Raw genomic sequence first — 11,917 nt, forward strand, 5'->3', positions numbered from 1 at the left:
GCTCAGTCGATGTATCGTTTTTCGATGGGGGCATAGGAATCGATCCGCCGGTCGCGCAAGAACGGCCAGTGGGTGCGGTAGCGGTCCGTCTCGGCGGTGTCGATGGTGACGATGGCGGTTTCTTCCTTGTCGTGGGAGGCCTGGTAAAGGATGGAGCCAAAGGGGTTGGACACGAAGGACCCGCCCCAGAATTTCATCGCGCCGTCCTGTTCAAAACCCACGCGGTTCACGCTGACGACGTGCACGCCGTTGGCCACGGCATGACTCCGCTGGATCGTCTGCCAGGCGCTGTACTGCTCGTTGTTGGTGGCCTCGTCCTGCGACGTGGCCCAGCCGATGGCGGTGGGATAAAAGAGGATTTCCGCCCCCATGAGCGCGGTGATCCGCGCGGCTTCGGGGTACCATTGGTCCCAGCAGATCAACACGCCCAGCGTGCCGAACCGGGTCTTCCAAACCTTATAGCCGAGGTCGCCGGGGGTGAAGTAAAACTTTTCGTAGTAGGCGGGGTCGTCGGGGATGTGCATCTTCCGGTATTTACCGAGGTAAGTACCGTCCGCGTCGATGACCGCGGTCGTGTTGTGGTAGATCCCCTTAGCGCGGGCCTCGAACAACGAGGCGATGACCACCACGCCTTCTTCCGCCGCGGCCTTGCCGAGGGCGTCGGTCGACGGACCGGGGATGGGCTCCGCCAATTTGAAGTTGTCGTAGTCCTCCACGTCACAAAAATAGAGCGACGTGAACAGCTCTTGCAGACAGACGATCTGCGCCCCCTTTCGGGCGGCTTCGCGGACCTTTTGCTCCGCTTTTTTCAGATTTTCCACCTTGTCGGCGGTGCAGGACATCTGCACGAGGCCTACGGTAACTTTTGCCATATATCTATTGTTTCACTTTCACGATTACGCGCCGCTGCCGCGGCGAAAACAGGGACGGTTCACGTGTCCCGCCGGACAAAGGCGTCGAGGCTGTCCACCCCAAGCATCTTTTCCGATATAAACCCTTCCGCGTACGCCACGCCGATCATTTTCCCAAACATCTGCAGCCTCCCGGTGATCGAGTTCAGGAATCCGGGCGTGGAGATGTACGTCTGCGGCTCGTTCTCCTTGTACTCCGTGGAAAAGAACTGTGACGAGTACGCCTGGATTGCTTCGATCTTGCGGTCGAAAACGGGACTGATGTCGTACACGAAAGACGGCGTGTAATAGCGGTCCTGTACGAAATGGAAAACATACTTGGGTCTCCATTGCTCTTGCGGCCGCCCGTCGTCGTCGAGGGTCTCGATTTTGCGGAGCCCGCTCAGGAAACACGATTCCGCCACCAGCTTCCCCGCGCGCCCATGGTCCGGATGGCGGTCCTCCAGCGGATTGGTCAGCACGACCTCGGGCCGGTATTTCCTCAGCGCCCGGATCACTTTGCGCTGGTGCTCTTCATCGATCTTAAAGAACCCATCCGCCATCCCCAGGTTCTCTCGAACGTCCAGGTCGAGGATCTTTGCCGCCTTTGCGGATTCGATCATCCTCAGCTCCGCCGTCCCCCGCGTCCCTAATTCCCCCCGGGTGAGGTCGACAACGCCCACCTTTTTGCCCTTCAGCTTCTCCATCATGAGGGTGCCGGAAGCGCAAAGCTCCACATCATCCGGGTGAACGCCGATAGCGAGAACGTCTAATTTCATACCGTGGTTTGAAGGCCGCGAATATACCATTTTTTCGGTGGCCCCGCCACGGCGTCGCCCCCATTTGGACGCCGTTAACACCCATATTCCCGTCGTTCACAACCATTGGCCCTGTGAACGGAATGCAGCTGGTTAGATTTGGCGTATGAAACGATTTACTCTGCTCTGCCTCGCGGTCTCGCTGGCGCTGGGCTGCACCAAAACGGGCCCGCAGGGCGCTCCTGGCGTGCCCGGTGTCGTGGGACCCGCCGGCGCTAACGGAACCGTTATTTACAGCGGTAGCGGCGCGCCATCCGCCACCATCGGGAACGTGGGGGACTTCTACCTGGATGTCCAGAATTTGGGCCTCTATGGGCCAAAGACGGCCGACGGGTGGGGGACGGGTTATTCCCTGAAAGGCGGTCAGGGAGATACCGGGGCCACCGGCGCTACGGGGGCGACAGGGGCCGCGGGGGCTACGGGGGCCACCGGCGCTACTGGAGCCACCGGCGCTATGGGGGCACCCGGCGCTACGGGGGCACCCGGCACGAAAATTTACAGCGGCTCGGGAGCGCCCGGTTCGAGCCTGGGGATCGTCGGGGACTTTTACCTGGATACCACCACCCATGATCTTTGGGGGCCGAAGCTCGCGAGCGGCTGGGGGGTTGGCGTTTCCCTGGAAAGTCCGCCCAATGTCCTGTATACGGCCTGGGTGCCCATGAGCGACCCGAGCGCGCAGGAGGAACCCATCAATCTGTTCATCGTCCAAACCAATTACCACATCCAGGCCCTGGACAGCTCCATCGTCAATACGGGCGGGGTTTTCGCCTTCGGCAATCTAGCCGGCTATACGACCAACGAGGGCCCATGGCCCGCCGGCAAAATCGGGCAGCTACCCATTGTGTTGCAGTATTATTTTTACCCGGTCCCCACGTTGATTACGGACGCCTGGTCGTGCGAATTTTCCACGGGCGACGCGGATATTGTCTATACTACGGATAACCAGAATCTCACCGCCCTGAGTAACATCCAGCACTGTCAGTTCCGGTTCGTCCTGATCCGAAGCGGCACGAGTATAGCCAATCCGCAGGCGTATATCCAGTAAAGATCCCTTTTGTGAAATGTTGGCCCGCGAGGCCGTGTGGCCTCGGTCCGCGGCCCCGCGGCCCGCTTAGCGCCGCGAGTACATGCGGTTGATTTCCTGTACGACGCTCTCGATGGGTTGATCCTCACCGGCGGCGTCGTATGGCTGTTTGAGTGAGGAACCGAAGAAGAAGGCGACGGTTTGGTAGAGGCGCGCGTTAAAACCGCCCTTGTATTCCTTGATGATCTCGTAGCAGTTGTTGCCGGTCTGGCGGTTGATGAGCTTCATCAGGATCTTGCCTTGGTAGATGGACATCTGTTCCAGCTGGTTGGAGAATTGGGCGCGGAGGTCCTTTTCGCGGGACTTGATGTAGGCCTTGCGCTCCTTTTCGTCGGACATGAAGGCCAGGTGGGCGTTTATGTCGTTGATCACGCGGCCGGCGGCCACGGCGTAGGGGTACGTGACATAGACGGCGTTCCGGAGCCGGTTCCACTTTTCCATCATTCGTGCGTACTGAGCGGGCGTGCCGCCCCAGACGTAGATATCGGCCAATGCCCGGTAGGGAATGGTATCGCCTTCGTACAGGATGGCCCCGGTGATGATGGTGTCGTTCCTCCCGAGCTGAACGGGGGCTGCCTTACGGTACAGGGTAACGCCGCTCGTGTCCTGAGCATGGCCTACGACGGGTAGGAAGCCGACCAAAAGTGCGACTATCAACCCCTGGGTACTAAGGTTGGAGAGGATGCTGTATTTTTGAGGACAAGGCACCATGGATGCGACTGTAAATATAGCAAAACCGTACCTACTATTGATTTTATAAAATGCTAAAAGTAACCCTGCTTTCCGGAGCGTTTTTTCTTAATTTTTTGTTATTTAACGGATGCAACGGGCCCGCCGCGCGCAACCGGGAAGAGATACGTTATGAAAACAAGCTGGATTCCATCTATGAACGCAAAATCGACAGCGCCTACACCCGGATCAGCCGGAATTGCGATAGCGCGCTCACCGCACGGTGGAAAGTTATCGAGGATTCAATCCTGGCGGAGCACCATCTGGCCGATTCGCTGGCAAAGCACGTCGCGGACTCCGCAAAGCATGTCGCGGACTCGGCTCGCCGCGCTGGCCATCGTCATAAGCGCTAGCGCCTGCCGCCACCCCGTCACCATGGAGCAAAAGCTCAACGCCTGGCTCATCCACGAGCGCAAAATGGAGGTGGTCCTCCAGGACGTCCGGATGGACTGCGATTCGACCATGGAGGCGACGCTGCGGTTCCGGACAGACTCCCTGGTCAGGGCGCTCAGCCTACCGCCCGCGCAACCGGCGGGCCACGCTCATGAAAAGCCCCACCACCATCACCGCCGTTCCTAGCCACAGCAGGTTGATAAAGGGGAAAACGTAGGCCTTGACCGTCACGAAATCGAGGATGGCGTTGGATTCGCGCACCCCCAGGGTGATGCCCTTGGTGGTCGCCCCGGTAACCCGCAGGATCAGTCCCTGGGACGTCATTGTATCCGGGAAATACGACAACTGCCGGTTATGGAGCACCATCACGGGACGGGCCTTGTGGAGCGTACTGTCCTTTGCCCAGACGGTTACGTCGGCGGCAATGGCGGTGTCGCCGGGCGCTACGGGGACGTCGTCCCGCCCGCCGGTGCCCAGCACGATGCGGTTGAGGATCATCAAGCCGGAGCTGTAAAACAAGGTATCCCCCGGTTTGACCGAGTGGTCCCGGTAGGTAGAGGTGTCATCGGTCATGTCGTGGCTGGGGAGCGACGTGAGGTAGACGAATACATCCCGGTTCCAGTATTTTTTGTTGGCGGGGTTGGCCAGGATGCCCTCCTGCCCCTTCGGGTTGATAAAGGCGTCGGGATAGATCGTGAAGTCTTCCCTGGGGTCGTTCCGCGTAAAATGGAGGGCGTAGTATTTCTTCCCGTCCTTGGGCCCGCCGGCGGAATCGCCGGTAAAGGTTACACGGTAGTCGCTGAGACGGAAGTCCATGCCCTTGATGAGCGTCAGGTTTTCAAATGGGTTGTCGGGCTTACCCTTGGCATCGGTGATACCCGGGACGGAAATACCGGACGTGTTCTCGGAGATCACCTTTTTCTTGGACATCGAAACCAGTATACCCAGCAGCATCAATCCAAAACCCACGTGGGCGATGGAGGCGCCCGCCGTTTTCATCCGGCCCTTCAGCCCCACCCAGATATAGGCGGCGTTGGCCACGACCGCGAAGATCGACGTGGCGAGCGCCAGGTAGATCATGATCAGATACCCTTCCCCGTATTTCAGGTAGTCGAAATGACCAAAACCCAGGACCAGACCCGCGATCGCCAGGGCGATGAGGGCGGGGACCGCCATCTTCCGGTAGAAAAACGGGCCGCCCGTTTTTTTGTATTTCAGGTATTGCGTAAGACCCGTCAGGACGGCGATCACGATAACCACCAGGATCATGATCTTGTTATAGGCATAGAGGGTGTCTTCGGGCGGCGCGACGTTTTGACCAAAGACCTTGTTGTACACCGGTATGGAGGTGAGCCCGGTGATCCACAGGGACGACAGGAAAAGGATCAGCGCGCCCACGAACAGCCAGAACTCCCGCGAATCCAGCGCCTCCTCCTGTTTCAGGGACGGGATCGCCTTGTACCGCACCCCGAAGAGCGCCAGCGCCGGTAACACGAAGACCGCCAGGAACAGCAACAGCTGCGTATTCATCCCCAGGTCGGTAAAGGAGTGCACCGAGGTGTCGCCCAGGATGCCGCTCCGCGTCAGGAACGTGGAATACAGGATCAGCAGGAAGGCCAGTATAAAAAAGAAAAACGTGATCCGAAGAGAATGGCCGCTGTGCTTATAGGCGAGCGCGGTGTGTATCCCGCAGATCATGACCAGCCAGGGGACCATCGAGGCATTTTCCACGGGGTCCCAGGCCCAGAAGCCTCCAAACGTCAGGGACTCGTATGCCCAGGCCGCGCCCAGCATCACCCCGGTGCCCAGGATGGCGGCGCTGAACAGCGCCCAGGGCAGCATGGGTTTTATCCAACCGTCGTATTCCCTTTTCCACAGGGCGGATACGGCATACGCAAACGGCACGATGGTCGTGGCAAAACCCAGGAACAGTATCGGCGGGTGGATCACCATCCAGTAATTCTGCAGTAGCGGATTGAGCCCGCGCCCGTCCTGCATCGTCGGGCTTTGCAGGTAGTTCGGGTCGGCGAAGATCGGCGCCCCCGCCTCGAACTGACGCATCAGGATAAAGGGGTTGGACCCGAATTTGGCCTGGTAGAAGTACACCCCGACGATCATCGACGCCAGGCAGAACTGCGCAAAGCTGAGGACCGACATGACCGGCGCCTCCCACTTCCCCGCGGTACGCATCAGTACCACGCCGAGGACACAGTTCCAGAACGTCCAGAGCAGGAAGCTGCCCTCGGAGCTTTCCCAGAAGCCGGCAAAGAGGTAACGCGTTTGCATCTCGTTGCTGGAGTGGCTCCAGGCGTAGAAATATTCGTAGAAATGGTTGGTGAGGATAAGGAACAGCGTGACTACGACCACCAGGACCGCCGCGATGTCCACGAAAAAGGCGGCGCGGGCGAGCCTCAGCCAGCTGGCGCGTGCGTCGAGGGCCCCCGCTTTGGCGCCGGCTGCGCCGGCGCCGCTGACGCTGCCTTCCGCGCCCGCGGCCTTTGCAAAAGCGATCATCGCCACCAGCGACGCCGCGAAACTGAGGATCGCACAAAAATGACCCAGTTCCCCGGGCAACAGATGTTCACCTATGAATTGCATGGGAAGCCCCTTCTATGATTTTGCGTTGAGTTGTTTCTGCACCTGGCCCTTGTCGTCCTTGTATTTGGACGGGCATTTGAGCAGGATGTCCTTGCAATCGAACACCTGCCCCTGCATGCTCCCCTTGATCACCAGCCGGTCGGAAGACTCCAGGTCGGCGGGCTTGGGGTTGTGGTAGATCACCTTCGTCTCGGTCCCCAGGGAATCTACTACATAGAAGCTCAGGTAGTTAGGGTCTTTCACGGCGTCGTATACGATGGGTTGCCCCTTGTCCAGCTTGGCGATCACATGGACGAACTTGCCCGGCTTCTGACGGGCGGAAGCCAGGGTGTCGTAGGTGGACAGGTCTCCCGTCATGCTGATCAGCAGGCCGATGGCAGCCGCGATGACGATGAGCAGGAGGAGATGGACTTTCTTCATGGAGGGCAAAGTTAGCGCACCGAGGCGATACGGCACCCTTTTTTATTAATTTGCATCCCATGACCGACCTGTCTCACTTCGACCCGAGCGGTATCAGCAACCCTAAGCAGAACATCTTCGGCCTGCCGTTCTCGGAGGAGGACGCGCGGCTTGTCATCCTCCCGGTGCCCTGGGAGGTAACCGTCAGCTACCACGCCGGTACTGCGCGGGTGGCGGACCATATCTTCCAGGCCTCGCTCCAGGTGGAGCTGTTCGACCCCGAAGCGCCCGAAGCCTGGAAACAGGGCATCCATATGCGGCCGCCGGACAAAAGGATCCTGATGAAAAACGACTACCTCCGCAAGGAAGCCGAGCTGTATATACAATACATATCGGAAGGGGAGGCAGTGGAGGCCAACAAGTTCATGTCCAAAACGCTCCGGGAGGTAAACGAGGGCAGCGCTTTTTTGAACCAATGGGTCTATGATCAAACTTCGACCCTCCTGGGGCGGGGGAAACTGGTAGGGTTGCTGGGCGGCGACCACAGCACGATCCTGGGATACGTCCGGGCGCTGGGGGAGCGGCATGGCTCCTTTGGCATCTTACAGATCGACGCGCACTGCGACCTTCGGAAGGCCTACACCCAGTTTATCCACTCCCACGCGTCGGTCATGTACAACGTGCTCTTGGACGTGCCGGCGGTGACGCGGCTGGTGCAGGTGGGCATACGGGATTACAGCGAGGACGAATGGGCCTACGTTTGCGGGAGCGGTCACCGGGTCATTACGTACCTCGACCGGGAAATCGGGAGGCGACAGATCGAGGGGGAGACCTGGAAGTCGATCACCGACGAGATCGTGTCCAAGTTGCCGGATAAGGTTTACATTAGTTTCGACATCGACGGGCTCGACCCCAAGTTGTGCCCCAATACGGGTACACCCGTTCCGGGAGGCTTGGGGACCACGCAGGTGGATTACCTTTGTCGTATGATATTGGAAAGCGGCCGGTCGATCATCGGCTTCGACCTCGTGGAGGTCGGGACGGGGACAACCGATTGGGACGCCAACGTGGGGGCGCGCCAGCTGCTGAAATTGAGTTACCTGCTGATCCGATCAAATACCCCTAAAGGGGGGGCATAACAAAAGCCTATGCAAGCATACAGGATTGCCGTGATGTTACCAGACGTTGAGCGCCGGAAAAGGACCCTGGGACCGCTGCACTTTTTCGCGGGTTGCGTTTTCATCTTTTACAGCGCTTCGATCCTGAAGGGGTTCCGCTCCGACAGCATCGCCTGGTGGGCGGGGGTGATCCTGACCGGTCTTTGGATCGCCGTTTTCGCCCTTTTCGGGCGGCGCATCTTCCCCAACGAAAAGGACTATGCCTCTTCCAGCCGAAACATGCGCTGGCTGGAGTCCGGGTTGTTCGTCCTGCTGGCGTCGTTCGTCTTCTGGCACAAGGCGTCCTATTTCCACGGCGTCATCCTGCTCTGCTGGTCGCTGGCGTTTGCCTTCATGGCGTGGACCGAGCGCACCCTGTTCGAGCCCATCTTCGTGAGCATCACCGACAAGGGGGTGGGTATCCCACGCCCCGGCGGCCCCCGCTGGTTCACCTGGAGCCAGATGGAGGGCGTGGCCCTCCGGCCGGACTTCTTTACGATTATCCTGAAGGGCAACCGCTACCTCCAGTTCGAGGTCACCCAGCTGATGCTGGACGCGGAAATCGTGGAAATAAACGAATTTTGCTCTTTGATGTTGAAACAAAATACCCCGTCTTAAATGCCCATTACGTCGTCGCCCTTCCTGTTATACTCTGACGGGCAGGGCAATATATTTGAGGATACTTCCCTATATGCAGTAGGAAGGAGCGGTTGGGACGTTTACCCCGTCCCGACCGAGGAATGGATACCCCTGCCGGAAGGGGGTTCGATGTACGAGCTCCCCGGTCGCCGCGCGATCGGGATCGACGTGGAAACCGGGGATATGCGGCTGTGCGAATTGGGTTGGGCCGTAGCAGCCTTTATCCCCCCCGCGCACACCGGTCTTTTCCTGGCCGCCTACGAAACGTTACCCGAAGCCCCCACCCTCCCGCTCTTTTGTTATACCGCGGCGGGCTGGTACGACGATGGATTCTACGTACCCGCCGTCCGCATCGAATCAGACATCCGGCAGGAAAGCGCGGGTTTTGACGAGACCAAAGTCGAGTCCGGCGTCGCGACCTTCCTGAAGGCCTATCCGCACAACCGCCTCGTGCGTCACCTGGCGGAAAACTGCGCGCTGACCTACCACTGCCCCGCCGCCCGGAACTATTTCATCGGCCGCTGGGAGTGTCCGATCCCGTCTTCCCCCGCCTGTAACGCCAACTGCATCGGCTGTATCTCTTTCCAGCCCGAGGACGAGCAGATCACCTCCACCCAGGACCGCCTCACCTTCAAGCCCACCGCGGAAGAGATCGTCGAATATACCGTGCCCCACCTGGAGACCGCCCCCTACCCCATCGTCAGCTTTGGCCAGGGTTGCGAGGGCGAGCCGCTGCTGATGTGGGAGACCATCCGCGACTCGATCCGCGAGATCCGCCGGCATACCCCCAAGGGAAGCATCAACATCAACACCAACGGCTCCAAGCCGGACGCGGTCCGCGCCCTTTGCGAAGCCGGACTGAACAGCATCCGGGTGAGCACCAACTCCGCGCGGTCCGAGATATACACGCCCTATTACCGGCCCAACAACTACGTCTTTGAGGACATCGTGGAAAGCCTCAAGGTCGTGCGCTCTTTCGGGGGCTGGACCTCGATCAACTATTTCGTTTTTCCGGGGATGACGGACAGCGAAGCCGAATACGAAGCGCTCCGCCGCCTGATCATCGACACGGACCTGTGCATGATCCAGTGGCGCAACTTTAACATCGACCCCGACTGGTACCTCGGACGCCTGGGCGTCGCGGAGACCGGCGAATGCCTGGGGATGGGCCAGATGCTGGGCCTGATCCGGGAGGAGTTTCCCGCCCTTCGTTTTGGCTACTTTAATCCGCCGATGGAACGTATCTTAGGCGATTATTCGGCCGATTTTGCGCATTAACTTCCCGTTGTCATTGTATGTCAGGCAATTTTGTATATTTTTGTAGGACCAGGCCGACAGGCTTGGCAAATCCGGTATGCCTTTGACCACTGACCCTATTCGAGAACTTGCACCCGGTATGCCCGGGAAGCCACCCTACCGGGTGAACGTCCCCCTTTCGGGTCTCGGATCAGCGCTTACCCCCTCTTCAAAAGTCCTTTTCACCCTATCCCGCGGCATCGTCAGCGAGGTGTCGTATCCCGACGCCGGCCATCCCTGTCTCCATAACCTGGAATGGATCGTAACGGATGGCGCCGCCTTTTTTTCTGAGGAAAAACGACACACGCTTCAAGACCAGTCTACCCTCGAAGAAGGCGTTCCCGCCTATCGCCTGACCAACACCTGTCTGGAAAACAGGTACCGCTTGACCAAGGAGGTCGTCACGGACCCCTTGCGGGACGTGTTGTTGCAAAAGAGCCGTTTTGCTCCGCTGAACGGATCCCCCTATCGTCTGTTCTTGTTGCTGTCCCCCTTTATCGGGGGGGACAGCGCCCTACATAGTGCGCGCGTGAGCGTCTTCAAGGGTATGCCCTTGCTCCTGGTACAGAAGTCCGGCGTGACGATCGCGCTGCTGTGCTCCCATCCCTTTGCCACCGCCTCCGTGGGGTACGCGGGCATCTCCGACGGCTGGCTGGACCTGGCGGCCCACCGCCGCCTCTCGCGCGCCTACAAACGCGCGGACGCGGGACACGTTGCGCTGACCGCGGAGATCGACCTCGCCGTCGCTCCTGGTAGCGGTCCCGGCCAGCCGGGGTCCCCCGGACTGGAGTCGGAGATCGTCATCGCGCTCGGCTTTGGCGCCACCGAACGCGAAGCCGCCTCCAAGGCCTGGGCCAGCCTGCTCGACGGCTTCGACGCCGCGAGGGAACGCTATATGGCCGCCTGGCGCGCCTGGCAACACACGCTTTCACCTGTAGCCCCCGGTATGTTCGGGGGCGCCCACGTCAAGACCTCCGCGATGGTCCTGCGGTCCGTCGAATCGAAAAGCTACCCCGGCGCCCTGGTGAGCAGGGAAGGGGTACGCCCCCGCGACCTCGCCGCCGCCTTTGACGCCTACCAGGCCCTTGGCGCCCGGGACGACGCCCAGCGGCTGCTCTCGTGGCTCATGGCGGCCCAGGAGGAAAACGGCTTCTGGCCGCGGCTGCTCCACCCCGACGGCACCCCCGCGGCGGCGCAGGTCGCCCGGGACCAGGTTGCCCAGGTGATCCTGATGGTCGACACCTGCCGCCGCACCTTCCAGCTCAGCCCCGCCAGGATGCAACGCTACTGGCCCCTCGTCTGGACCGCCGCCACCTACCTGGTCGCGGGCGGACCCGAGCCCGCGGCGGATCGGTGGGACGAGGCGAACGCTTTTTCCCTGCATACCCTATGCGTCACCGTTGCCGCGCTGCTGGCCGCCGCCGACATGGCGGACGAACGCGGGCAGCCCGGCGTCGCCACTTATTGCCGCAAGACCGCGGACTATTACCAGGACCACATCGACGACTGGATGTACGTGCGCGTCGGACCCGGACGGGGCCAGGAGAGGATCGCCGGCTATTATACCGCCTCCGGGACTCCGGGCTCCAAGCCTTCGGGACCGGCCACCCCCGACGTGCTGTCGCTCGTCCGTTATGGCCTGCGCAAACCCGACGACCCGCGTGTCACCGACACTTTGCGCGTCGTGGACGCCGACCTGAGGCTCGATTCCCCCCTCGGTCCGTGCTGGCAACGCCGCTCGGGCGACGACAACGCCACGCTCCTGCTGACCGCCGAACGCGCCCTCTACGAGCTGTCCGCCGGTAACAAAACCCACGCCGCCGCGCTCCTCAAAAGCCTGGAAGCTTACGCCCCCTTTGGCCTTTTCCCGGAGCGCACCGAATGCGGTCATCCCTGGTCGCCGCAGGGCGGCCC

The 11,917-nt window shown here is 60.5% G+C and carries 11 protein-coding genes; 6 read left to right on the top strand and 5 right to left on the bottom strand.

Annotation, left to right across the window (positions count from 1 at the left end):
- Positions 1 to 2: 2 nt before the first annotated feature.
- The gene (locus VL547_RS11710; RefSeq protein ID WP_325577889.1) at positions 3 to 872 is read right to left on the bottom strand and encodes a carbon-nitrogen hydrolase; all 870 of its coding nucleotides are present in this window, start codon (positions 870 to 872) and stop codon (positions 3 to 5) included.
- Positions 873 to 931: 59 nt separating this feature from the next.
- On the bottom strand, positions 932 to 1,669 hold the full coding sequence (gene bshB1, locus VL547_RS11715) for a bacillithiol biosynthesis deacetylase BshB1 (RefSeq protein ID WP_325577891.1): 738 nt from the start codon (positions 1,667 to 1,669) through the stop codon (positions 932 to 934).
- Positions 1,670 to 1,814: 145 nt separating this feature from the next.
- On the opposite strand from bshB1, the gene VL547_RS11720 reads away from it, so the two are divergent.
- The gene (locus VL547_RS11720) at positions 1,815 to 2,753 is read left to right on the top strand and encodes a hypothetical protein (RefSeq protein ID WP_325577893.1); all 939 of its coding nucleotides are present in this window, start codon (positions 1,815 to 1,817) and stop codon (positions 2,751 to 2,753) included.
- Positions 2,754 to 2,819: 66 nt separating this feature from the next.
- Here the strand turns inward: VL547_RS11720 and VL547_RS11725 are convergent, their stop codons facing one another.
- The gene (locus tag VL547_RS11725; RefSeq protein ID WP_325577895.1) at positions 2,820 to 3,503 is read right to left on the bottom strand and encodes a DUF4294 domain-containing protein; all 684 of its coding nucleotides are present in this window, start codon (positions 3,501 to 3,503) and stop codon (positions 2,820 to 2,822) included.
- A 324-nt stretch (positions 3,504 to 3,827) separates the two neighbouring features.
- On the opposite strand from VL547_RS11725, the gene VL547_RS11730 reads away from it, so the two are divergent.
- Entirely contained in the window at positions 3,828 to 4,100 is a 273-nt protein-coding gene (locus VL547_RS11730) for a hypothetical protein (RefSeq protein WP_325577897.1), read from the top strand.
- Here VL547_RS11730 and ccsA read toward each other — a convergent pair.
- Both ccsA and VL547_RS11740 read right to left on the bottom strand, forming a co-directional pair.
- Positions 4,035 to 6,512, bottom strand: a complete 2,478-nt coding sequence (gene ccsA, locus VL547_RS11735; protein WP_325577899.1) for a cytochrome c biogenesis protein CcsA — start codon at positions 6,510 to 6,512, stop codon at positions 4,035 to 4,037. The two genes, VL547_RS11730 and ccsA, sit on opposite strands and share 66 nt — an antisense overlap.
- Positions 6,513 to 6,524: 12 nt before the next feature.
- Positions 6,525 to 6,932: a cytochrome c maturation protein CcmE gene (locus VL547_RS11740; protein ID WP_325577901.1), complete on the bottom strand. Its 408-nt coding sequence runs from the start codon at positions 6,930 to 6,932 to the stop codon at positions 6,525 to 6,527.
- A 59-nt stretch (positions 6,933 to 6,991) separates the two neighbouring features.
- Here VL547_RS11740 and VL547_RS11745 point away from each other — a divergent pair, with 59 nt between their 5' ends.
- The 4 genes from VL547_RS11745 to VL547_RS11760 form a co-directional block, all read left to right on the top strand.
- The gene (locus tag VL547_RS11745; RefSeq protein WP_325577903.1) at positions 6,992 to 8,050 is read left to right on the top strand and encodes an agmatinase family protein; all 1,059 of its coding nucleotides are present in this window, start codon (positions 6,992 to 6,994) and stop codon (positions 8,048 to 8,050) included.
- 9 nt (positions 8,051 to 8,059) lie between these two features.
- Positions 8,060 to 8,686 carry a hypothetical protein gene (locus VL547_RS11750; RefSeq protein ID WP_325577905.1) on the top strand — a complete coding sequence of 209 codons (627 nt, stop codon included), beginning with the start codon at positions 8,060 to 8,062 and terminating at the stop codon, positions 8,684 to 8,686.
- The gene (locus VL547_RS11755; RefSeq protein WP_325577907.1) at positions 8,687 to 9,985 is read left to right on the top strand and encodes a radical SAM protein; all 1,299 of its coding nucleotides are present in this window, start codon (positions 8,687 to 8,689) and stop codon (positions 9,983 to 9,985) included.
- Between the two features lie 118 nt (positions 9,986 to 10,103).
- The coding region (locus VL547_RS11760) for a glycoside hydrolase family 15 protein (protein WP_325577909.1) at positions 10,104 to 11,917 on the top strand (1,814 nt) is incomplete at its 3' end.

Source organism: Dinghuibacter sp., from assembly GCF_035492835.1.
Lineage (GTDB): Bacteria > Bacteroidota > Bacteroidia > Chitinophagales > Chitinophagaceae > Dinghuibacter.